Consider the following 23,067-nt stretch of genomic DNA (forward strand, 5'->3'; position numbering starts at 1 on the left):
CCATTATAACATCTTTTCACACATCATTCACATGAAATCGAAAGAATTTATTCGTTATTTTGGTCATTTTTAGCGCTTTTTCATAGCAAAATGAGAAAAGCAAGGCGAGGAACCGGCATCATGACTGCTCTCAATCATGGTAGTCGTCCTTCTCCTTGATTTTTCATAATTATTTTTTCTGTCCGTAGTAAGCATTCTTTCCATGTTTTCGCAGGTAATGCTTATCTTTAAGATCTTGCGGCACTTCCATCACTTCTGGATTGATAGCTTCTGTGTAGCGTGCCATACGAGCGGCTTCTTCAAGGACAACTGCATTATAGACGGCCGCTTTTTCGTCCTTGCCCCAAGCAAATGGTCCGTGATTGCGGACGGTTACACCTGCTACTGCGAGCGGATCTAAGCCACGTTTGGCAAATTCTTCGATAATGACTTTCCCAGTTTCTTTTTCGTACTCGCCATTGATTTCCTCTGGTGTCAAGGCACGAGCGCATGGAATTGGACCGTAGAAAGTATCAGCATGCGTGGTGCCATAGCATGGAATATCGCGTCCCGCCTGCGCCCAAGCCACTCCTTCTGTCGAGTGCGTATGAACAATGCCACCCACTTCTTGAAATGCTTTGTACAGCTCCACATGCGTTGGCAAATCTGACGACGGATTCAGGTCTCCTTCGACAATATTACCGTCCAAATCAGTCACAACCATATTTTCTGGAGATAATTTTTCATACGCTACACCAGAAGGTTTGATGGCAATCAAGCCCTTCTCACGGTCAATCGCCGAAACATTTCCCCAAGTAAACTTCACCAAACCATGCTCTGGAAGCGCCATATTGGCTTTATAAACACGTTCTCGTAATTCTGGTACTAACATTTCATAACCCCGCTTTCTTAATGAGTGGATAAAGGAAATCTTGCGCTTCTTTGATAGCAGCTTTGGTTTCTTCCACCGTTTCGCAATTCTCAGACCACATTTCAATCAAGAACGGTCCTTGGTAGTTAGTTTTTTTCAAAATGGCAAACATTTCTTCCCAATTGACACAACCTTTGCCAAAAGGTACATCTCGAAATTGCCCTTTAGAATGCTCCGTCACGGCATAGGTATCTTTTAAGTGCAGCGCAGCAATTGCCTGATGACCAAGGTAAAATTCACTCCTAAGGTCATTGTGCCAAGCAGAAACATTGCCTGTATCTGGATAGACAAAGAGATAAGGTGAATTGATTTCTTTTTCCACAGTCAAATACTTCTCAATGCTGTTGATAAATGGATCATCCATGATTTCAATCGCCAACATAACTTGTGCCTGTTCAGCCCAATCACATGCTAGACGCAGATTTTTTAAGAAACGAGCACGCGTTTCAGGTGATTTCTCTTCGTAATAAACATCATAACCCGCTAATTGAATGACCCGCACACCTAAATCCTGTGCTAACTCGATACATTGTTTCATCGTTTCAAGCGATTTGGCTTCTAGTTCAGGATTGTTTGAGCCTAATGGATAACGCCGATGACCGCTAAAGCATATGCTGGGAATCCGCACACCGGTATCATAGATGGCTTTGACAAGCTCTAGACGTTCTTTTTTGGACCAAGTGAGACGTGCCAGCCGAGCATCTGACTCATCAACCGACATTTCCACAAAATCAAAGCCCATTTCTTTGGCAAATTCTAACCGTTCTTGCCAAGAAAAATGTTTCGGTGTCGCCTTTTCATAAATTCCAATTGGACGTGCCATGACTTACCCCCAGATTCGCTTGATTTCGTCTTTGAAAGCACGCGCAGCTGCTGCTGGATTTTCAGCTTCTGTTATTCCGCGTCCAGCAATAAAGGTAAAGACATCCACTCCTTCAAAAAGTTTGAGTGTGTCTACATTAAGCCCACCTGTCACAGACACACGGAAACCCATTTCAATCAATTTCTTAACTTTATTGAGATCTTTTTCACCCCAAGTTTCGCCGGCAAGAAGGGCATCGCGTGATTGGTGATAAATGGCTTGTGAAATGCCAGCATCAAGCCAAGTCTGAGCTTGCTCATAAGTCCAATCGCCGTAAAGTTCAATTTGAATCTCACCGCGCTCGCCACGTTCTTCTTGAATCGCTTTTAGAGCGGCTTTCATAGTTGGAATTGTTGCACAGCAAATGCAAGTCATCCAGTCCGCTCCGCGAACGGCATTATTTTTGGCAACCGTACCACCAGCGTCAGCACACTTGGTATCTGCAACGATGATTTTATCCGGAAATAAACTGCGCAACACTTCTACTAGCTCACTGCCGACTTGCAAGAGACAAACCGTTCCTGCTTCAATAACATCTACTTCATGACCTACCGAGACAGCTGCTTTAATAGCTCCTTGCAAATCAGAATGATCCAGTGCTACTTGTAAATTCGGTAATCGTTTTGTCATAATTTTTCTCTTTCTATTTTCTAATGGCTTAAATCAAACCAGTTACTAACTATCTAAATCTAATCCTTCTAAATATGGACTATTTTTTGACTCATCAATCAAAGCTAGAACTTCTGCTTCTGTTTGACATGCTAATAGGCGGTCAATAGAATTTTCCAATTCAAACAGGGCGATAATCTGCGGAATGGCAACACTCGTATGAATTTTTGAACTCGTTGCCGCAAGAGCTAACAAGACACTCACATCTTTTCCGTCTGAGAAGGTTACAGGTTCTTTCAAAGTCACTAAAGAAAAGGCATCTCTTTGCACACCAGCTTCTGGACGAGCATGCGGCATCGCCATACCTGGCATCAAAATATAGTAAGGCCCATAGCCTTCTGTGGATTCGATAATGGCATTATAATATTCAGGTTTGACAGCCCCACTTTCAATCAATGGGTCAACAGAAAGTTTAATTGCTTCTTGCCAAGTCGAAGCAGAAAGACCCAACCGAATGGACTTGTTTTCAATCAATGCTTGCTTTAAATTCATTGTTTCTTCCTTTCGTTGGAAATGGAAGCTCAAAACAGGTGGTGCGCATGAAATTCTGTACTATTTGACGAGCACAACGAATTCCAAGCTTTTCCACGTTTTTAGCTTCACACATCCTTTTAAGCGAATGGGAGTGGGACAGAACTTATCTTGAAAATTTTAAGTTCGTAGTCCCACCCCCGCAAAGGTGCTTAAACACTTATCAAGCTGTTTAAGATTGTAGATGAAGAAAACTTCGTTTTCTTCAAAGGTGCTCTTCCGAGCTTGAAAAGTGAATGAAGAGTCCAATCACCTACTGCGTCATTCGTTTAATATTAAATGAGATAGAGAATAAAATACTTTTTGCTCAGCCTCTATATCAATTTCTTAAGCGACGAGGCTGAGACGAACCTCTAACCGCATCATTCCAATACTTGTGATAATTTTTCAGTAATTTCTTTGTCGTCCATCAGATTATCCAGACCAATCAATTTACCATTTGTCCGTCCATCCAATTCATGAATCAAATGAAGAGAGGCAATGACAATATCATAACCAGAAGCTAAACTTTTAGCTTCGCCCACACTGCATGAATTGACAGTAAAATCTGTTTGCCCTAGTTTACGTAGAGCGTTTTCTACTTTCATCTTAATCACCATAGATGAACCCATACCATTTCCGCATGCTGTTAATACCTTAACCATATTATTTTCCTCCGTTAATTAAATCTATTTTTATTCTTCTTCCGCTTGAACATCACCACGGTAGTATGCTTCCTTATCTTTTGCTTTGGCAAATTGCAACTGCGGAATAATCAGCAAGAATACACAAACAAGAATGTAACCTACAATACCAAGATATTTGAAAAGATAACCAAAACCAAGCCAAGGGAATTCAAAGTCAATATTTCCATGGTAACCACCGTAAGAAGCTAGACCAAGAAGTGCCACACAGAGAGCACCAAGCGCTACTTGTAATACACCTGAAATAAAGGACAGGATAACCGCCGCTTTCCAGCCGCCGCGCTTATCTGCATAAACTGCAATCGCTGCATTATCAAAGAATACTGGAACGAAACCAGTGATAATCAGAATTGGATTCTTAAAGATAATTAAGAGCATAATGGTAATCAACTGACCAATTAAACCAAAAGCAAATCCTGAAAGCACCGCGTTTGGAGAACCAAATCCATAAGAAGCCGCAACGTCCACAGCTGGGAATGAACCAGGAAGTAATTTGTTAGAGATACCTTGGAAGGCATTCGTCAATTCTGTTACAAACATCCGCACCCCTTGCATCAAGACAAAGAGATAAACTGAGAAAGTAAAGGCTGTTTGAATGATATACATGTAAAAATCTTGCTTAGCAGGGTTGTAAACTGTACCTGATGTAATGACTTTTGCATTGGACATGATATCCGGACCCAAGATTAGGAGGATTGATCCAAAGAAGACTAGCATCAAAGTTGCAGATGCAACCACTGTATCATGGAAAATAGACAGGAATTTTGGTAATTTCAAGTTATCAAGATTTTCTTCCTTCTTACCAAATTTACCTGCAACTTTATCCACAAACCAAATCGCAAATTGTTGTTGGTGACCAATCGCAAAACCACCGCCACCTGTCAGACGTTGAGTAGCTTCTACTGTCATATTGGAGCTGACTGCCCAGTAAAGTCCACAGATGACACCAATTGCCAGCACACCCCAGCTATTCCGCAATTGAGGAACAAGGAGAAGAACCATCAATGAAACAGTCGCTGCTTGTTGAACCATGATATGACCTGTAATGAACAGCGTCCGCACTTTTGTAATTTTCCGAAGAGCAACGAGCAAGATATTGACACCAAAACCAATCAACAGCGCCGTTGTTGCTGCTCCGACAAAGTTCGGAAATTCCTCTGCAATCTTTGTATTTGCCGCTGTTAATCCAAAGTAAGGGTCAATTACCGCTGCACCAATCTTAAACTTAAAGTTCAGAGCCGCTAAAATCGGACGGAAAGTTGTTACCAAACCTCCAGCCCCAACGTTCAGCAGCATATAACCAACTGTCGCTTTGATGAAACCAGCATAGACATCATGCGCTGGTTTTTTCAATAACGCATAGCCAATGAGAACCAAGAGACCTACAAAGAAGGCCGGATTCTGCAAAATATTTTGCGAGAACCAGTTCAGAATATTTAAAATGATGTTCATTTTAACTCTCCTTTTTCTATTTTATTTATTCTTTATAAACTTATTATAAACCGTGTAAGCGGTAACAAAAAGACCAAGAATTACACAAGCAACTGTTCACTCTTGGACTGTGAAAAATATGGGGAATAAAAAAAGAAGCTGAACAGCTTCTACGATTGTTCTACAATCATAGGAAACTGCCCACTTCTCTGGAGAATTATGCTTTTGTAGCTGAATCATCTGTTGCTTCCTCAATGACTAATTCACCATCTTTCAGGTCAGCTAAGAGATGTTTCACATCCAAATGATCCAGATGATAATCTGTTACTTTGTCACGAATTTGTTGTTCAATCACACGGCGAAGCGGACGAACACCCATGACTTCATCATAACCTTCTTCTGCTAGATAAGCTTTTGCGGCATCCGTTACCGTCAGAGTGATGCTTTTTTTATCAAGCGTTTGGTTGACTTCAGCCAGCATCAATTCTACAATTTCAGCCAAGTCTTCCTTACCAAGATGTGAGAATTCAATAACCGCATTGAACCGGTTCAAGAATTCTGGACGGAAGTATGGTTTCAATCGATCCATAATTTTCATATCTTTTTCTTCGTCACCTGTAAAGCTTTCGTAGCCAAATCCTGCGTTAGAAGTAGCGATAATAACCGTATTCTTAAAGTTGACAGTATTTCCTTGTCCATCTGTCAAACGACCATCATCTAAGACTTGCAGTAACAGCGTGATGACTTGTGGATCGGCCTTTTCAATTTCGTCTAGTAAAATGATTGAGTATGGATTCCGACGAACACGTTCTGTCAAGGTATTGCTGTTGTCATCATATCCCACATAACCAGCTGTTGTACCAATCAACTTCGACACAGCCGTGCGGTCAGAGTATTCAGACATGTCCAAACGGATAATGGCTTCTTTAGTACCAAACATATCAAGCGCTAATTGCTTCGCTAGCTCTGTTTTTCCAACACCAGTCGGGCCGACAAAGAGGAAGCTACCAATTGGACGGTTTCCTTCATCAAAACCTGCACGATTCCGACGAATAGCGCGCGCCACCGCTTCAACTGCTTCATTTTGTCCAATGACTTTTGTCTTCAAGCGCGCATTCATTTCTTTCAAGCGCTCAATATCGCTGCTGCCCATTTGAGAAACAGGAATACCCGTCATGCGCTCTACAGATTCTGCCACATCATTGACAGTTGCTGTCACTTTCATATCTTCCGTATGATTTTCAATCTTCTTTTCCAACTCTTCAATGCGCATCTTAGCATTCAAAGCTGTTTCAAAATCTTCTTTTTCAACCGCAGCTTCTTGTTTGGCCTTTTGTTCTGCGATCTCATGTTCTACTGCATGTACATCTGTAACGGGGTGTTGAGCTGCCAAGTGAGCCGCTGTCACATCCACTAGGTCAATCGCTTTATCTGGTAAACTGCGTTGCGGAATGTATTGAATCGAATAATCCACAGCTGCTTTTAACACTTCATCTGGCAAGATGACATTGTGGTGTTTTTCGTACAAATCACGAATCCCTTGCAAAATCTTATAAGTATCTTCTGCAGACGGAGCATTTACTTTTACTTCATTGAAACGACGAGCCAAAGCCGCATTTTTCAAAATGGTATTGCGGTATTCATCTTGCGTCGTCGCACCAATCACCGTTAAATCTCCACGAGATAAAGCTGGTTTCAAAATATCTGCTAGACCTTTTGATCCACTATCACCGCCTGTGCTTCCAGCACCGAGAATTTGATGAATTTCATCAAAGAAGAGAATGATATTGCCGGCCTCTTTCACTTCAGATACTAAATTTTGAATATTTTCTTCAAAGCTACCGCGATATTGCGTACCTGCTTCTAAGCCAGAAATATCTACAGAAATAATTTCCTTATTTTTAATAGCAGCAGGGACATCGCCGTTGACAATCGCTTGTGCCAAACCTTCGACAACTGCGGTCTTACCAACCCCAGCATCTCCGACTAGCACTGGATTATTCTTCGTCCGACGAGACAGAATTTCTGCTGTTTCTTGAATTTCCTTATTGCGTCCAATAACGGGATCCAGCATATTCTGGCGCGCTTCTTCTGTCAAATTGCGACCCAATTTTGCTAAAATGCCATCTTGCTTTGGAGCACCTGCTTGTCCTTGCATTTGTGATGTCTGACCTTCCGCTACTTGCTTCGGTAATTTACCTGTTGCACGATATTGTGCAAATTCTTCTGGTGTTACTTCACGTCCATTGATGAGATAACGTCGATTTTCACTATTAAAACCGCCCATTCTTCCCATCAATTGGTTGAAAAGATCATCCATGTTATCAAAGTTGTTGTAGTTGTTGTTCATATCTGTACCTCACTTGTTATTTTACATAATTTTTGCAACTGCTTAAAATATAAGACAAAGTGAGCAACTCTATCTTTTGGATTTATATTTATAAAAGGCAGTCAATAGTTTACATAATTTTAATCCTCTCCCAAAATAGAGATGAAATCCTTTTAACTGAACACAGCTAATAATTTCATCTTGTTTGAGCGAGTGTAACGGACTTTATTCCCGTTTACAAATGTAATTATATACTATAACAACAAAAAAGTCAATAGATTTTTAGAAAAAATTTACATAATTTTGGTTTTTCTTTTCTGACTGATTTACTTTAATATTAGTCTTTCTAGTTTAATTTCTAGTTTAAAATTTTATGTTTTACATAATTTTTTAAATCAGACTTCCACTTTATCTCAATGGGAAAAAAATCACCAAGCCAACACTTGATGATTCTTCATAGGTATTATTCAACTGTTACAGATTTAGCCAAGTTCCGTGGCTTATCCACATCAAGTCCACGATGTAGGGTTGCGAAGTAAGCAATCAACTGCGTCGGCACAACCATAGAAATTGGTGATAAATATGGATGAACAGACATCAAAACAATATCGTCCCCTTCTTTTGCCACGTTTTCTTCCACAATGGTCAAGACATTTGCACCACGTGCTACGACCTCTGACACATTTCCACGAGTATGGCTGGCCAATTGCTCATCAGAAGAAATCAAGGCTAATACCGGCGTACCGTCTTCAATCAAGGAAATGGTACCGTGTTTTAACTCTCCCGCAGCAAATCCTTCACACTGGATATAGGAAATTTCCTTTAACTTTAGACTAGCTTCCATAGCAACATAATAATCTTGACCACGACCGATATAGAAAGCATTGCGTGTTGTAGCGAGCAGATCGCGTACTTTTTCGTCAATACCGTCTTTTTCAGATAGTGTAGCTTCAATTGCTTGCGCTACAATGGATAATTCATGCACTAAATCAAACGTTTTCGCTTTTTCATTGCCATTAGCATCTCCAACTGCTTTCGCAAGGAATGCAAGAGTCGCGATTTGTGCTGTGTAGGCTTTTGTAGAAGCAACCGCAATCTCTGGTCCTGCATGAAGTAGCATCGTGTGAGTCGCTTCACGAGACAACGTTGAACCCGGTACATTGGTCACCGTCAAGCTTGGAATTCCCATAGCATTGGCTTTGACCAAGACCTGACGGCTGTCGGCTGTTTCGCCAGATTGGCTAATCAAGATAAACATTGGTTTCTTGCTAAGCAATGGCCATCTGTAGCCCCACTCAGAAGAAATTCCCAATTCGACCGGTGTATCCGTTAATTCTTCTAGCATGCGCTTGGTCGCAAAACCAGCATGGTAAGATGTCCCAGCCGCAAGAATGTACAAACGGTCCGCTTCTTGAACAGCTTTGATAATGGCTGGATCTACTGAAACTTGATCATTTTCATCGGTGTAAGCTTGAATGAGTTTGCGCATCACAGTTGGCTGCTCATCAATCTCCTTCAACATGTAGTAAGGATAAGTGCCTTTACCAATGTCAGACAAATCAAGCTCTGCCGTGTAGCTTTCACGCTCAATAGGATTACCGTCATAGTCTTGCACTTGGACATTGTCTTTTGTCACAATGACCAATTCTTTGTCGTGAATTTCCATAAATTCACTTGTTTCACGAATCATTGCCATAGCATCTGAGCAGACCATATTGTAGCCTTCTCCTAAGCCAACCAAAAGAGGGGATTTATTTTTGGCAACATAAACTGTATCTGCATCTTTTGCATCAATCAAAGCAAAAGCATAAGAGCCTTCGATAATATGAAGAGCTTTTTTGAATGCTTCAAGAACTGATAAATCCTCTTCCTCAACGAATTTTCCAATCAAGTGAACCGCAATTTCTGTATCCGTTTGACCTTTTAAATCATGTCCAGCGAGATAAGTGTTCTTGATGTCAAGGTAATTTTCAATCACACCATTATGCACCAAAACAAAGCGTCCAGTTTGAGAAGTATGTGGATGCGCATTGCTTTCGCTTGGTTTTCCATGCGTTGCCCAGCGTGTATGCCCAATACCAGCAGTTCCAGCCACGTCAATCCCGATTTTTGCACGAAGATCAGCTATGCGACCAACTGATTTCACCAAACTAGATGTTTTCCCATTGGTCACAAAAATCCCAGCCGAATCATAACCCCGGTATTCTAATTTTTCTAGACCTTGCATTAAAATATCTGTTGCATTTCGATTTCCAACAACTCCAACGATTCCACACATACTATTATTTATAGCAAACAACTTTCAGAAGTCTGCTATTTCCTCCTTCGTTTTATAAATTGGTATAGTCTAATAACAACTATCCAAAATAAGCGAAATCAGTATATAATTTTATTGTGAATTTGTCAACAAGAAAATTGGTATAGTTCAAAAAGAAAGTATAGAGGAAATCAAAAGACTTTTAAACAGCTCATTCTCCCACCTGCACGGTTGATTCAGATATCTGTATCCACATTTTATGTTTCAGGAGCATTAGGTAATCACTTCAACAATCTTTTTTTCACACAAAAATGAAAGAGAGTGAGACAGACATTCATGAGGGTGGCGCCCTCATGAATGTCTGTCTCAGCTTCTCTTCATAAATATTATGACTTGTAAATTAAACGTTTTATTTTTGGTTTTTGAAGCGCTCAACATCACGTGCAATAACTAATTCTTCATCTGTAGGAATAACAAGTACTTTCACCTTAGCAGCATCACTTGAAATGATACCTTCAGCTCCACGTACATTTTTTTCCGGTAAAATATCACAACCAAACCACGATAGACCTGAAATAACAGCTTCGCGCACCTCATCAGAATTTTCTCCGATGCCAGCTGTGAAAATAATCGCATCCGCACCATTTAAAACAGCAAAATATTGACCGATATGTTTTTGAATGCGATCAACAAAAATGTCAAAAGCCAGTTTACAATTATGATTGCCTTCATGCATTCCTGCAATAATGTCGCGCATATCACTTGATGTTTCAGATACTCCTAGAAGCCCAGACTGTTTGTTTAAAATATAATTGATGTCTTCTGGTGTATTAAAATCTTCTGTATGCTCTATCAAATAAGGAATAATCGCCGGATCAATATCCCCTGTGCGAGTTCCCATCATCACGCCACCTAGCGGAGTAAAGCCCATTGAAGTATCTACAGAAATTCCTCGATCAACCGCTGTAATGGAAGCACCATTCCCAATATGGCAAGTAATTAGCTTCAACTCTTCAAGTGGCTTTCCAAGCGCCTTTGCTGCTTCCTTGGCAACATACTGATGACTTGTACCATGAGCGCCATATTTCCGGACTTTGTTTTCTATATAATATTTGGTTGGCAATGGATAGCGGTAGGCTTTTTCTGGCATTGTTGTATGGAAAGATGTGTCAAATACAACAACACTTGTAATATCCGGCAACAATTCTTTAAAAGCACGAATTCCTGCTGCATTCGCTTTGTTATGAAGTGGTGCAAGAAGTGCTAATTCTTCTACTTTTTGAATCACCTCTTCGCTATCAACAAGTGCAGATTCTTTAAAGTATTCACCACCTGCAACGACACGATGTCCAACACCTGTGATTTCTTCATAGGATTTGATAATACCAAAGCGCATCAAGTCATCTAACAAAATTTTTACAGCTTGCGTATGGTCATCAATATCCAAAATTTGCTTTTCTGCACGACTGCCAAATTTTACTGTTGAAATGGAGTCTTTGAGACCAATCCGTTCAATCAGTCCTTTGGCAATGACCTTTTCAGCTGGCATTTCGTATAATTGCCATTTTAAACTAGAACTTCCGGCATTGATTGAAATTGTTTTTGACATAAATTACCTCTTTTAAGCGTTTTCATTTATTATATCAAAAACTTGTTTAAATTTCACTTTCTCTGCTCCAATTTTGAAACTTTTCGCTAAATTCCAATAAATCGTTCTGATCTTGCAAATCAGACAAAGCATAAACAAACGGTTGAACAGCTTGTTCTTCTTGCTTTTTCAGCACAAAAATTGTCTTGGCATAAGCGGCATTTCCAAAGAGTGCTTCTGGCAATGCAATCATCGCAACTATCTGGGCATGCTTTTGTAGCCATTTCTTCAATAAATCACTTTGTGAGCTGCTCAATAAATCATTGGGGGCAAGGAAAATAGCATAGCCATCTGGTTTGAGATACTTGAGCGATTGCTCCATTAACAGATGATGAGCATAGGTATGCTCTTGTGTACTAGCCACTTCATAGCGCGCCGCAATGTTATCATCAGGATAAAAGCCAACTGGTAAATCACTGATAATCACATCGCTTTCTTTCAATACTTGCGGGCGCACCGCATCACCTTGCACAAAACTAACTTTTGCATCCATCACATCTGCGATACTGGCTGATATATCAATTAACAGATCGTCCAATTCCAGCCCTAGATAATCCACGTTTTTTTGTGTATTATTGAGAATCGTCTCAGCTAAATTCCCCATTCCACTACCAATTTCTAAAATATCAATGTGTTCTTTTTTACTCAATTGATCAATGAGAAAGGCTAAGATAAATCCAATAGAATCTGGAGTGAATTGATGATTGGCTTGCAAAGGCTCTGTTTGAGCCGCTTTCATCAGCAAAAATTGGTATGCTCGTCGCCATTCTTCTTTGTTTAATTTCAACGCTTTCAGTTTTTCATTATTCTGTCGAACACTATCTAGTTCGATATTCCCGTCCAGATAGCTGCCATTTTGCTCTACCAAAGCATCATAAAAGCTCGTTAAAAGCTCATTTTGGATTTCTTGGACATTTTCTAACAAGAGCGCATAGGCCTGTTCAATTTTTTCAAAATTCATAGCATCCTCCGCTCCCTATCATACCAAAATTTAGCTTTTTTTGCGAGTTTACTCTGTTGCACGCACATCATTTATTCAATTCTTTACCCGTCTGCTTTACTTTTTCAGTCGGAAAGGAAAATTGATAACGGCGACCAGACTTCATTGTTACTGTCAGGATGAGCTCTTTCTCACCCTTTTGGTCTTGGACATGCCCTTTATCAAATTCTCTTTGCTTAGAATTTTCGTTGGCTAGAAGAGCCATTGCATAAGCCTGTGTTCGTTCTCGGTTTAGGGTGAAATTCCTGTGATTAGCAGTTTGACGATGAAGGTAAAATTGCAAAAGCAAGCTAAAAACTGCCGCTATAAAGAGGGCATAGAGCATAATGCCCGCTTTAACTTTCTGTTTCCACACGATAGACAAACTCCCTTTCTAATCCTCGCCTAAACGTCAGTCTGACATGAATCAGCTCATTTTTCTGTGAGATTTCTGCTTTTTTCACATCATAAACCATCGGCTGGTAACCTTTCCCATTCGCATTGGTTTTTCTAAAATCACGTCCACTTGACTTTCCAAATGCAATCACCTTGCCGTCCTGTTTCATATATAAACGATTATTCTCCACCTTTTCAAATGAAGAACGAGCCAACTCTGCTTCTAGTTGATCAGCAAACAAAAGCCATTCTCGTTGTTCACTATGTTGCCGGGCTTGAACTTCAAAAGCCAGAAGACGCGTCATTGACTGAAAAAGCAGCACACTTCCGCTGAGTACAAATAAGGCAATCAGAGCCTCTAAAAGGGTAAAAGCTTTCACTTTATTTGCCTTGAACACCGAGAATCAGCTCCTTCCCATGATAAATTTGAATACCTTGTTGACTTGTTTCAACACGCACTTCAATACCGTTCATTGTCAAATGGCTTTGCTTTGTCTGCAAAGCCATTTTAGCTACCCTTAAAACTTCTTCTTCTCTAAGCAAGTCATTTTCTGCTTTTCGAGACTGGTGAATTTGTCCCAACAACAGGGTCACAATTGTCGCAAAAACAGCCAAAGCCAGCAGCGCCTCTAATAAAATTGTTCCTCTAACGCATTGTTTTCTTAAATTTTCCATTTCCTAGATATAATTGATACATAACTGTCTGCTTTTTTGTCTGAAAGACAATCTTTCCGAGCGATGAATTACCACCTGCCTTATCAAAATGAAGCGTCAAATCTTCTGGCGCTTGAATCGAACGAGGAACCGCCAAACGGTTGTAACCATTGGAAATCCTCTCGCGAGAAAAATTCATGTCCAATTGACTTTGAGCTGAACTGCTCAACTTCTGACTTTCCCGATAAAAATGCTCAAACTCCAGAAAGAAAATCTGCTCTTCCACCTGTTCAAAAGAAGAACGAACAGAGCCCGATACAGCAAGCAATAAGAAACTCGTTATAAATAAAGTCAGCAAACTTTCCAAAAGCGTAAATCCCTTAATCTGCAACGGAACGAGCTTCTTTTGTATGTTTCGCATAGTAAGCCTTATAAGATGCCGCTTGCTTGTCTGTAATCGTACCTTCGTTGACTAATTTTGAGAGTGTCGCTTTTTCATTAGTGTGATTGACCTCAAACAGCTCCGCTTGGCTTTCCACAACTTTTACCACCGCTGCATTTCCTTTTTCCGTCACCGCTTCTTTTTGCTTGGTCAAATTCGGTACAAATAAGAGCATCAAAACACTGATGATAAGAAGCACGACTAACATCTCTACTAAAGTAAAACCTTTAACCTTCAAACTTTTTAATTTTTTCATAATTGAACCTCCATATTTTGATAAATTGGCAGCAACATGGCTGCATACAACAATACAATCATTAAAGCCACAAAGACAAACACTAGTGGTTGGATGACATTCATCGCTTGGTGAACACGTTTAAAAAATGTCTCCCATGTTTTTTGAGCATAAACTTCTAATTCACGCCCCAATCTAGACTTCACTTCGCCGTATTCGATCATCAAGCCCAATTCCTTTTTAAAAAATGGGTATGTTTTAACCCTTTGCGAAAATTCCTGACCATTTTGCAGTGCAACTTCTAAATCTTTCCCAATTTCTTGAAACATAGCAGAGCGTTGTCCTTGCATCATCTGAAAAATCTGACTAAGTTCTAAACCTTGACCAATCATATTTCCCCATTCTCTCGCATAATAAGCTGTCAAATACGTTTGAATAAAAGCGCCAAAAAAGGGAAGGCGAGCTAACAAGCCAAATGTTGTTATTTTTGAGTTTTTTTGGAACCAATAAAAACCTATCGCTAACAAAACAAAGACTACTCCTAATGAACCCAGAAAAAGTTGCGGCAAATTACTGATAATCTGCGTTGCTACATTTTGACGATCGAGTTGCGGGAGTAAATAATTACGTAACCCCAGCATAATGAATATCAAAAAGACAAACAAAATAAAGGGATAAGTCGCCACTTCAACCAACTTTTTCTTAATTTTTGAGACATTTTCCAAGTATTCCTCAATCTTACTCAGGCTGAGTGAGAGATTTCCGTGTAATTCTGCCAGCGAAAGTTGTGTTACTACATTATCTGAAAAACCTAAGCTTGCCATGATGTCCGAAAAAGGCTTTCCTGTTGACAACCCCTCTTTCATCCTGTCCACATAGACTTCTTCTAACAAGGCACTTCGCTTCAAAAAGTCGATAATTTCTGCCAAATGAAAGCCACTAGAAAAAAGATTATTCAGTAACTCTACGACCTTTTTCTGCTTAACTGTGGATAATTTTTTCCGCTTCTGCTTGTTCAAGATTGATATGTCCTGCTGCATGAAGCTGATCAATCTGTCGATTCCAGTCGCTTGGCTCGTGTTCTTGATACTTTTCACTGACAAAATCCACTATTCCTCCTTTTGCAATTAAACGTTGGTAACAAATCCCTTGCAAGACAATTTTCAGCTCGGCTTCTGTCACTCCCAATTCCAACAACCGTTCATAGACACCTCGTACGCTTTTAGCATGAATGGTTGAAAAGACAGTCACTCCTGTCAAGCTAGCTCGGACAACAGCCCGTGCTGTCTCCCCATCTCGAATTTCTCCGATGATTAGCAAATCCGGTCGGTGCCGTAGAGAAAGTTTAATCAAATTTTCATAAGTCAAACCAATCGCTTCATTTAATTGCAACTGTAACATGCTAGGCTGCTTGATTTCAACAGGGTCTTCAATGGACATGATTTGCTGACCAGCAAAGCGCTCTTGGGCAAGTTGGTGCATGAGAGTCGTTTTTCCACTCCCTACTGGTCCCGAAAAAAGATAAAGTCCGCGTTGTTTGAATCGTTCTTTGAGCTCTGGGATTTGAGCAAACCAAAACTTCAACTCTGACTCTTCATCATGTAATAAACGAATCACCAGACTTTCATATCCACGATAATCCCCTACTGTTGACAGTCGTAATGACGTTTTCTTATCACCATATTGATAATCACAAGATCCTAGCTGGCTTCTACGTTTTTCGCCGACATTCATCCCAGCGGTAAACTTGAAATGACTAATTACTGCTGCCATCTCTTCAAATGCATACTGTTGGATAAAACGCCGTTCATCGCCAATTCGCATGTATAGCTTATACATATTCTCCTTTGGAACAACGTAAATATCCTGTGCCTGCTCTTTTTTAGCTTGGCAAATAATAGCCTGTGCAATGTTTTGAACCATATCTCCTCCTCACTTTATACTATTCGCAGAAGAAAATAAAAAATGGTGAAAAAATCACCATTTTGCAAATTATTTAAATGTTAGAGAGCAGGCACGATGTTCCTCTTCACTATTTTGTTTATTGTAACCCGGTTGCATTTTTTCTTTGGAAATAACAGTATCATTTTCTAACAAAGCGAGAGAATGATACTGCTGAACAGAGTCGCCACATTCCTCGCACCAACGCAAATCCCCTGCATCCCAAAAAATAGACATCAAATCACTTCGACTTTTATAGAAAGGAAAAGCATCTGCCAACTTCAGCCATTGGCGTTTATAATATTTTAAAGCAGCATAATAGTTATCAAAATGCTGTACTGATACGATATTAGCTTCCCAGCCGTCGAAAAACCACCACGGTTCATCTTTGCCATACATTTCAATAACACGATACACCTGCTTCACCTCCCTTTGTTCTGTTTATTATACCGAAAATGTCATAATTTTCAATAAATATGCTCCATTATACAAGTTTTTTCGCCATTTGCTCAAAACTGTAGAAAAAAGTGGCATTATTCTGATTAGTCGTTTTTCATTCATCAAGAAAACGAGACTTTTTCTAAGCCTCGCTCCCAATTTATTAATACAAATCAAGATAGTTGTCTACTTCCCATTGGGAAACAAAAGTAGCATAGCTTGCCCATTCGATGCGTTTTGCTTCTACAAAACTTGTATAAATATGGTTCCCAAGTGCAGCTTTTACAACTTCATCTTCTGTCAGTGCTTTCACTGCATTATGTAGAGTAGAAGGAAGGTCTGTAATACCCGCTTCTTTGCGCTCTTCTGCTGTCATGACATAGATATTTTCTTCAATCGGAGCAGGGGCTTCAATTTTATTTTCAACCCCATGAAGTCCAACTTCAAGAAGAACCGCCATAGCGATATAAGGGTTGGCCATTGGGTCAACAGAGCGCAATTCCAAACGAGTTCCCATACCGCGTGAAGCTGGCACACGAACAAGCGGAGAACGGTTACGTCCTGCCCAAGCAATATACACAGGAGCTTCATACCCCGGAACCAAACGTTTGTAAGAATTGACAGTTGGGTTCATGATAGCTGTATAATTGTAAGCATGCTTAATTAAGCCACCAAGAAAATAGTACGCTGTTTCTGATAATTGCATACCATTTGGATCTTCCGGATCAAAAAATGCATTCTGACCATCTTGATTAAAGAGTGACATATTACAGTGCATACCTGAACCGGCAATACCAAATTTTGGTTTTGCCATAAAAGTAGCGTACAAACCATGCTTGCGGGCAATTGTCTTAACAACTAGCTTAAACAACTGAATCTTATCACAGGCACGGAGCACTTCATCGTATTTAAAGTCAATTTCGTGCTGACCGATTGCTACTTCATGGTGACTGGCTTCTACTTCAAATCCCATCGTTGTAAGGACATTGACGATTTCACGGCGAGTATTGTCAGCCAAATCAGTCGGCGCAAGGTCAAAATAGCCGCCCTTATCATTTACCTCAAGAGTTGGATCGCCATTCTCATCAAGTTTAAATAAGAAAAATTCTGGCTCAGGGCCTAAATTAAAGGATTTGAATCCTAATTCTTCCATGTGACGTAAAGCGCGTTTCAAATTTCCACGCGGATCCCCTTTAAAAGGCGTTCCTTCTGTCGTATAGACATCGCAAATCAGTCCTGCGACACTTCCGTTTTCGTCTCCCCAAGGGAAAACCGTCCATGTATCCAAGTCAGGATAAAGGTACATATCTGACTCATTGATACGCACAAAACCCTCGATAGAAGAACCATCGAACATCACTTTGTTGGACAAAACTTTATTCAGCTGTTCATCTGTCGCCGGAATTTCAACGTTTTTCATTGTTCCCAGAACGTCTGAAAACATCAAACGGATAAAGGTAACATTTTTTTCTTTCACTTCGCGACGAATGTCAGCTACTGTAATTGACATGAGTATCTCCTTATAAAATTTTAAAAATTAATATTGGTCAATGCATACGACCAAATGGTGGAAGGGAAGAAGCAAAGCGACCTTGTTGTAAAATATCTTTATGAAGGGCTCGACGAACGTCTTTCTCACTCACCGGCTTCTTGTATTTCGCTTCGCGCTCGGCGTATTTTCGCTTAATCGCAGCAATATTGTAACCTTCTGAAATGTAATCTTTAATCTCCAACAAGCGATCCATATCATTTAATGAATACATGCGGCGATTTCCTTCATTTCGATCAGGTTTAATCAATGCTTGATCTTCATAATAACGAATCTGACGTGCTGTTAAATCCGTCAATTTCATAACGCTACCAATGGGAAAAACAGCCATATTGCGACGAAATTCTTTTTCCTTCATTGCAAATTCCTTTCTTATGCTCTATTATAATCTGAAAAAATTTCTATGTCAAGAACTCATGTTATATTTTCTAACATTATTCTTCGCTTTTTAATTTCAATACTTTCCGCAAGCGATCCACATCAGAATTGACCAGCATGGCAACGAAAACCCCCATGAAAGTCTCAAAGACACGTGCAAATACATACAAAACTGTCTCTCCTGTGGGAATAGATAAAGTAATAATCAGCATGGCAGAAACACCACCAATCACTCCCGCTTTGTTGTTCATAGCGACATTTGTCATAATCGTTAACATCGTACAAAGAGGAACGACCAGTAAGGTCACCCAAAACTGCTCATGAAACAGGTTATTGATGAGAAAGAAGAGCAAGGCATACAAACCACCAATGCTATTTCCTAAAATACGAGAGGTTCCAAAATGGACGCTCTTATCAAAGTCTTCACGCAAACTGAAAACAGCCGTCAAAGCACCAATCTGTAATCCTTTCCAGCCAAAAAGCCCAAAGACAAGCAGAACAATAAAAACCGCGACCCCCGTTTTAAAGGTTCGCATTCCTAATTTAAATTTCGACTTATCAAACTTATACTTCTTAAAATAACCCATTCACGCATTTCCTTTTATCTTTATTCTAACATATTTTAGAGAAAAGATAATGAACTTTCTTATGGAATTATCTTTTTCCAACCTAAAAAAGTGGAACAACTAACTATTCCACTTTCATTATTTAATGATTTCTATGTATAGGAAAAGTTTATCAATAAGGGTAAATATAAGTTACCTTTCCATAAAATGTTGTAGGGTCAAACCAACCACGGTAATTGTTAACTTGTTTTTGACCTTTGTAATTTGACTCCAGCACTTGAATTGCGCGATTATTTGCCACAGCTGTTACATAGGCTACATGTCCAAATTGACCGCCATCCCAAACAGCAATGGCTCCAACTTGAGGGAGTTGTTCCTATACGAAAGCCTGAGTATGCAGCATTGGCAGCCCAATCTTTTGTATTTCTCCACCAATTACTAGCCCAAGGTGCCAATGTTTTAACACCCCAAGTGCATTGACCAACTGGATAAGAGTTTCCTGTTGCTGTAGGCGTATTTAGTACCACATCCTCTGCATCAGAACTTGGACCTGCACTTGTAGCAGTTGGTTGTGCTACTGCATTTGTCTGACTAACAGTAGTAGCCGTTGGGCCATTTACTTGTAACGTATCTCCAGGAAGGATAGTATCGTAAATTGTTTTTCCATTTTTTGCCGCTAAATCATAGGGACTCATTCCAAATTTTGTCGCAATAGCATAAAATGAATCACCATATTGAACTGTATAGGCATCTGCTTTAGCCATATTTTGACTCACCATCAACAATAAAACAGCTGCTGAGAGCCCAACTGTAAACTTGTCTACGTGGGGATACTTAGATAATTGACTGACTTTCATAACCTTCTCCTTTTTCTATTTCCCATCCTATATTACTATCTAATTATTGCATGGATTTTAATTCTATATTTTAAACTAATTACAAAAAAATAAGGTTAAAAGACAGAAGCTTAAAATCTATCTTTTAGCCTTATTAAAATAGCCATAAATTAACGGAAAATCTCAAGTCAATCCGACCAAAACTTAGTCATTCTCCTCTGTTTTCCGTTTTAACTGTCCTAAGCCTAAAACACTTAACAATGCAGCCACTCCCAAGTAAGGCATATAGCTCGCACTCGTTCCTGTTCTTGGAAGGCTTGGAACAGCTAATGCATGAAGTGCCTGCTTCGGTTTAGCTGGAGTTGATGGAGTTGGAGTTTTCGGTTTTGGTGTCGTTGTACGAACTGTATTAGATGCGTAAGTCACACCATTAACCGTATTTACATAGGTATTTTCAAAAGTACCAACTGCAATCCGTTTCATTTGGACATAGCTTTCGGCTTGGAAGGCTGAATCAACTGAAACAGAGCGTAAGAAATCTTCCTTGAATTTAATCGTAATGATTCCTTTAACTGAATCAACTTCTGCTTCCGTATACTTCGTTAAATCATCACCTGATTTGATAACTGTTCCATCTTTAAGAGTCATATCAACCTTGGCAAAGACCTTATACTGACCAGTATATTGATCGCCTGTTTGATCATAATCATCAGAGAAACTGTATTCAAAGAGCTCTTCTGAATGATTTGAAGGAATGATACCACCGATTAAACGGTAATTAAAGACTGTATTTAACGGAAGTGTTTGACCATCCACATTGTTGGTGTCTGCGGGATCCAATGTTAAAGTGACATCCTTTTTAGGATCAATTTTAGGAACATTATTCGTGACAATATTGGATTCATAACCATTACCAAAGTCAATTTGGTAAGCTCGGTTTTCATAGCTGCCACCTGTTTGACCCATTTGTGCTTTCACCACCATTGGAGAGACAAGCGTCAAATTGATGCCTGTTTTAACATAAGTATCATAAAACGCTTGTGGATCATCTGCCGTAAAGACTTGGAAAGCACCTTTAGGATGAATACGGGCTTTGGTAAGCATATCTTTAACTGCTTGAGGTGCAGTCTCCACACTCTTATAATGAGCGACGCTGACACCTGTTACAGGATTTCCATTAGCATCTTTCATCGCCACTAAATCCTGACGTAAATCCAGTGCTTCTTCTGGATAATCATCAACATAATAGAACCCTTTTTGAATGGTATCCGCTGACGATTTGTCTCCTTTGTATTGATCCAAATCCCAAGTCAGCTCATAATAATTAGTTGATCCTGCAAGAACAGTCTTCCCATCAATCACCACACCGTCTTTGTTCTTGTTTACCTTGTTTGGTTTGATGTAGTTGTTACTTGGATTATCCGAATCGTTTGGTTTACCCGGTGTTGTCACACGAACGATATTGGATTTAATTCCATAAGCATCATTGACTGTCAGCGTGAAGTTATTCTTATAAGTTGCACCATCATTAAGGACTTGTCCCACTACGGTCGGATAAACCGTTGCTACTGACTTGGTCAGATCCGCATTAAAAGAAGCTAAAGTTTGTGCAGTTGCTTTGAAGGTAACTGTATTCGTCGCTGAATCATAGCTAACATCAAAGCCAGGACTAGCTACTTTCGTTGCCTCAAGATCCAATTGATAGCCAGAGGGTAATGGATCGGCTAAAACAAAGGAAGTCGTCTTATCCCGTCCAGCTGGTAGATCAGCCGTCTTCAACTGAAACTTAACGATAGACTGTTTAGCTACCAACGTTTTATCAATATTCGCATCATTATTATTTTTAATTTCTTTATTGACTTGTGGCTGTACGGCTAACTTAAAGTAATGGTAGTGAACAGTCGGTACAGCCAGAGCCGGAGGCGTCTTCTTATAGACAGGATTTGCTGGCGGTGTTGGTAACACCTCATAAGTTGGTTCAGCAGGTTTGTTTGGTTCTGGTTGATCTGGTGTTGGGGTTGGCGGTGTTGGCTCTGCTTCATAACTTGGCGCAACAGGAGCCGGCTCTAATGGTTTTTTAGTCTCATAGGTTGGTTGATCGGGAGATGTTGGTTCCACCGGTGGTGTTGGTTTTTCCTTGGTCACCTTAGGAACATTAACCGCACGAATCTTACCATTGAGGGAGTACCAAATATTTGGTTTTTTCCCTTCTGTATTGTCTTTTCCGTTGACTTTAGGCATTTCAGAAACGGACATTACATTTGTTGCGGAGGTTGCACCTACTGTAACTTTGTTATTAGACCCAGACATCTTAATAGCACCTGCACCATACTAGGAGTTAGGGGCATCTGAAGTATCCCAACCAGAACCTGATTGACTGTTCTTATACATAGTCCAACGGGCACCGCCTTCACCCTGTTTAAAGTTTAGGGTATCTGTTGCATAAATCATACCATTTTTCTCACCAATGGATGACCCTGAAATTTTAACGAATTTACCTGTATAATCTTTAGCCATCTCAATAGAATGCAGAAGGTTCAGTTAAGTTCCCATCTTCATTTTTATGTTTTTCTAGTTCAGCTAGCGCTGCTTTAATAGCAGCCTGTTCATCTTCATAAGCTTTGAGCTTGCTTGGATATTCGGCTAGATCTTTTTGATACTTAGCCAGATCAGCTTGATATTGAGCTAACTTAGCTTCATAATCTGCTTTAGCGGAGGCATTGGCAACATTAATGCGTTCAACCTCTGCTTTATGAGCAGCCATGTCTTTTTCATATTGTTCTTTAATTGCTTGATTTTCAGCGTTGATCTTAGAAACTTCTGCTTCATGAGCGGCTACATCCGACTTATATTGATCTGTCGTTTTCTTGATGTCTTCAGCTTGTTTGGCATAGGCTTCTTTAATTTCAGTTTCTTTTTGATCCGCCTCCTGAGCTGTCTTTACCGTCCCTTTATCAACCGTTTCATCTTGGACAACATTAACACCAGCAGCTTGAGCATTATTTATTGCTTGATTAACATCAGTTTTAGGCACTTCTACTGGCATGGAGCCATTTAACTCTCCAGCTTGTTTTTGACTCTGTTCTGCTTCATTGCTCGCATTTCCTTGAGCATCTGGCAAATTAGTGGCTGGATTGCCTATTTGGGTTCCAACCACAGCTGTGGTATCTACTTTACTTGTCGTTGTTGTCGTTTCATCAGCAAAAACATTTTGTCCTGCCATAGAAACCGCTGCTACGGTCCCTAGAACAGCACCGCAAAGCGTTTTGCTAATTTTATTTTTACGAAAACCAAATACTTCTCTTTTTTGTATTTTTCTTCCTTATTTCAAAT

General features: G+C 39.9%; 21 protein-coding genes and 2 pseudogenes. All 23 read right to left on the minus strand.

The genetic code is table 11. The features are described from left to right. Positions 1 to 169 precede the first annotated feature (169 nt). On the minus strand, positions 170 to 871 hold the full coding sequence (locus ACOMA9_RS06535) for an L-ribulose-5-phosphate 4-epimerase (RefSeq protein WP_247906657.1): 702 nt from the start codon (positions 869 to 871) through the stop codon (positions 170 to 172). Between the two features lies 1 nt (position 872). Beyond that, positions 873 to 1,733, minus strand: a complete 861-nt coding sequence (locus ACOMA9_RS06540; protein ID WP_151379947.1) for an L-ribulose-5-phosphate 3-epimerase — start codon at positions 1,731 to 1,733, stop codon at positions 873 to 875. A 3-nt stretch (positions 1,734 to 1,736) separates the two neighbouring features. Continuing rightward, complete coding sequence (locus ACOMA9_RS06545) at positions 1,737 to 2,402, minus strand: 3-keto-L-gulonate-6-phosphate decarboxylase UlaD (protein ID WP_151379948.1); 666 nt, start codon at positions 2,400 to 2,402, stop codon at positions 1,737 to 1,739. Between the two features lie 45 nt (positions 2,403 to 2,447). Next, entirely contained in the window at positions 2,448 to 2,933 is a 486-nt protein-coding gene (locus ACOMA9_RS06550; protein ID WP_106083497.1) for a PTS sugar transporter subunit IIA, read from the minus strand. Positions 2,934 to 3,334: 401 nt separating this feature from the next. Continuing rightward, positions 3,335 to 3,616, minus strand: a complete 282-nt coding sequence (locus ACOMA9_RS06555; RefSeq protein ID WP_003032305.1) for a PTS sugar transporter subunit IIB — start codon at positions 3,614 to 3,616, stop codon at positions 3,335 to 3,337. Between the two features lie 30 nt (positions 3,617 to 3,646). Beyond that, entirely contained in the window at positions 3,647 to 5,107 is a 1,461-nt protein-coding gene (locus tag ACOMA9_RS06560) for a PTS ascorbate transporter subunit IIC (protein ID WP_421424971.1), read from the minus strand. Positions 5,108 to 5,303: 196 nt separating this feature from the next. Next, entirely contained in the window at positions 5,304 to 7,436 is a 2,133-nt protein-coding gene (locus ACOMA9_RS06565; RefSeq protein WP_421424972.1) for an AAA family ATPase, read from the minus strand. A gap of 442 nt (positions 7,437 to 7,878) precedes the next feature. Beyond that, positions 7,879 to 9,693, minus strand: a complete 1,815-nt coding sequence (gene glmS / locus ACOMA9_RS06570) for a glutamine--fructose-6-phosphate transaminase (isomerizing) (RefSeq protein ID WP_151380188.1) — start codon at positions 9,691 to 9,693, stop codon at positions 7,879 to 7,881. 388 nt (positions 9,694 to 10,081) lie between these two features. Continuing rightward, on the minus strand, positions 10,082 to 11,281 hold the full coding sequence (locus ACOMA9_RS06575; RefSeq protein ID WP_151380179.1) for an acetate kinase: 1,200 nt from the start codon (positions 11,279 to 11,281) through the stop codon (positions 10,082 to 10,084). Positions 11,282 to 11,327: 46 nt separating this feature from the next. Continuing rightward, entirely contained in the window at positions 11,328 to 12,281 is a 954-nt protein-coding gene (locus tag ACOMA9_RS06580; protein ID WP_330945256.1) for a class I SAM-dependent methyltransferase, read from the minus strand. 67 nt (positions 12,282 to 12,348) lie between these two features. Next, entirely contained in the window at positions 12,349 to 12,675 is a 327-nt protein-coding gene (gene comGG / locus ACOMA9_RS06585; RefSeq protein WP_003028477.1) for a competence type IV pilus minor pilin ComGG, read from the minus strand. Further along, positions 12,656 to 13,093: a competence type IV pilus minor pilin ComGF gene (gene comGF, locus ACOMA9_RS06590; RefSeq protein ID WP_003028476.1), complete on the minus strand. Its 438-nt coding sequence runs from the start codon at positions 13,091 to 13,093 to the stop codon at positions 12,656 to 12,658. Before comGF ends, comGG begins: the two co-directional genes overlap by 20 nt. Continuing rightward, on the minus strand, positions 13,077 to 13,370 hold the full coding sequence (gene comGE / locus ACOMA9_RS06595; protein ID WP_003028475.1) for a competence type IV pilus minor pilin ComGE: 294 nt from the start codon (positions 13,368 to 13,370) through the stop codon (positions 13,077 to 13,079). The genes comGF and comGE overlap by 17 nt, the downstream gene beginning before the upstream one ends. Further along, positions 13,342 to 13,770, minus strand: coding sequence for a competence type IV pilus minor pilin ComGD (gene comGD, locus ACOMA9_RS06600; protein ID WP_037582611.1), 429 nt, complete (start codon positions 13,768 to 13,770; stop codon positions 13,342 to 13,344). The genes comGE and comGD overlap by 29 nt, the downstream gene beginning before the upstream one ends. Next, entirely contained in the window at positions 13,730 to 14,047 is a 318-nt protein-coding gene (comGC, locus tag ACOMA9_RS06605) for a competence type IV pilus major pilin ComGC (RefSeq protein ID WP_003028473.1), read from the minus strand. Before comGC ends, comGD begins: the two co-directional genes overlap by 41 nt. Beyond that, the gene (comGB, locus tag ACOMA9_RS06610) at positions 14,044 to 15,066 is read right to left on the minus strand and encodes a competence type IV pilus assembly protein ComGB (protein ID WP_247906654.1); all 1,023 of its coding nucleotides are present in this window, start codon (positions 15,064 to 15,066) and stop codon (positions 14,044 to 14,046) included. The genes comGC and comGB overlap by 4 nt, the downstream gene beginning before the upstream one ends. Further along, entirely contained in the window at positions 15,008 to 15,949 is a 942-nt protein-coding gene (gene comGA / locus ACOMA9_RS06615; RefSeq protein ID WP_151380181.1) for a competence type IV pilus ATPase ComGA, read from the minus strand. The genes comGB and comGA overlap by 59 nt, the downstream gene beginning before the upstream one ends. 69 nt (positions 15,950 to 16,018) lie before the next feature. Then, positions 16,019 to 16,384, minus strand: a complete 366-nt coding sequence (locus tag ACOMA9_RS06620) for a DUF1033 family protein (RefSeq protein WP_049507022.1) — start codon at positions 16,382 to 16,384, stop codon at positions 16,019 to 16,021. A 184-nt stretch (positions 16,385 to 16,568) separates the two neighbouring features. After that, the gene (gene glnA, locus ACOMA9_RS06625) at positions 16,569 to 17,915 is read right to left on the minus strand and encodes a type I glutamate--ammonia ligase (RefSeq protein ID WP_003039195.1); all 1,347 of its coding nucleotides are present in this window, start codon (positions 17,913 to 17,915) and stop codon (positions 16,569 to 16,571) included. A gap of 37 nt (positions 17,916 to 17,952) precedes the next feature. Beyond that, on the minus strand, positions 17,953 to 18,312 hold the full coding sequence (locus ACOMA9_RS06630; protein ID WP_270736912.1) for a MerR family transcriptional regulator: 360 nt from the start codon (positions 18,310 to 18,312) through the stop codon (positions 17,953 to 17,955). Positions 18,313 to 18,388: 76 nt separating this feature from the next. Then, a complete protein-coding gene (locus tag ACOMA9_RS06635; RefSeq protein ID WP_003028466.1) occupies positions 18,389 to 18,919 on the minus strand; it encodes an FUSC family protein in 531 nt (176 codons plus the stop codon). 151 nt (positions 18,920 to 19,070) lie between these two features. After that, a pseudogene (locus ACOMA9_RS06640) lies at positions 19,071 to 19,755 on the minus strand (COG3942 and LysM peptidoglycan-binding domain-containing protein). Between the two features lie 183 nt (positions 19,756 to 19,938). Continuing rightward, positions 19,939 to 23,047, minus strand: a pseudogene (locus ACOMA9_RS06645) (antigen I/II family LPXTG-anchored adhesin). Between the last annotated feature and the right edge of the window lie 20 nt (positions 23,048 to 23,067).

It is taken from the genome of Streptococcus atopicus (assembly GCF_049166725.1).
GTDB lineage: Bacteria > Bacillota > Bacilli > Lactobacillales > Streptococcaceae > Streptococcus > Streptococcus hominis.

Bases quoted from the DNA above. Each gene is read 5' to 3' on its own strand.
- ACOMA9_RS06550 (WP_106083497.1), bottom strand. From the start codon at position 2,933: ATGAATTTAAAGCAAGCATTGATTGAAAACAAGTCCATTCGGTTGGGT.
- comGD (WP_037582611.1), bottom strand. From the start codon at position 13,770: ATGCGAAACATACAAAAGAAGCTCGTTCCGTTGCAGATTAAGGGATTT.
- ACOMA9_RS06630 (WP_270736912.1), bottom strand. From the start codon at position 18,312: ATGAAGGAAAAAGAATTTCGTCGCAATATGGCTGTTTTTCCCATTGGT.
- ACOMA9_RS06580 (WP_330945256.1), bottom strand. From the start codon at position 12,281: ATGAATTTTGAAAAAATTGAACAGGCCTATGCGCTCTTGTTAGAAAAT.
- comGA (WP_151380181.1), bottom strand. From the start codon at position 15,949: ATGGTTCAAAACATTGCACAGGCTATTATTTGCCAAGCTAAAAAAGAG.
- ACOMA9_RS06560 (WP_421424971.1), bottom strand. From the start codon at position 5,107: ATGAACATCATTTTAAATATTCTGAACTGGTTCTCGCAAAATATTTTG.
- ACOMA9_RS06575 (WP_151380179.1), bottom strand. From the start codon at position 11,281: ATGTCAAAAACAATTTCAATCAATGCCGGAAGTTCTAGTTTAAAATGG.
- comGE (WP_003028475.1), bottom strand. From the start codon at position 13,370: ATGGAAAATTTAAGAAAACAATGCGTTAGAGGAACAATTTTATTAGAG.
- glmS (WP_151380188.1), bottom strand. From the start codon at position 9,693: ATGTGTGGAATCGTTGGAGTTGTTGGAAATCGAAATGCAACAGATATT.
- comGB (WP_247906654.1), bottom strand. From the start codon at position 15,066: ATGCAGCAGGACATATCAATCTTGAACAAGCAGAAGCGGAAAAAATTA.
- ACOMA9_RS06565 (WP_421424972.1), bottom strand. From the start codon at position 7,436: ATGAACAACAACTACAACAACTTTGATAACATGGATGATCTTTTCAAC.
- ACOMA9_RS06545 (WP_151379948.1), bottom strand. From the start codon at position 2,402: ATGACAAAACGATTACCGAATTTACAAGTAGCACTGGATCATTCTGAT.
- ACOMA9_RS06555 (WP_003032305.1), bottom strand. From the start codon at position 3,616: ATGGTTAAGGTATTAACAGCATGCGGAAATGGTATGGGTTCATCTATG.
- comGC (WP_003028473.1), bottom strand. From the start codon at position 14,047: ATGAAAAAATTAAAAAGTTTGAAGGTTAAAGGTTTTACTTTAGTAGAG.
- ACOMA9_RS06540 (WP_151379947.1), bottom strand. From the start codon at position 1,733: ATGGCACGTCCAATTGGAATTTATGAAAAGGCGACACCGAAACATTTT.
- ACOMA9_RS06535 (WP_247906657.1), bottom strand. From the start codon at position 871: ATGTTAGTACCAGAATTACGAGAACGTGTTTATAAAGCCAATATGGCG.
- glnA (WP_003039195.1), bottom strand. From the start codon at position 17,915: ATGTCAATTACAGTAGCTGACATTCGTCGCGAAGTGAAAGAAAAAAAT.
- ACOMA9_RS06635 (WP_003028466.1), bottom strand. From the start codon at position 18,919: ATGGGTTATTTTAAGAAGTATAAGTTTGATAAGTCGAAATTTAAATTA.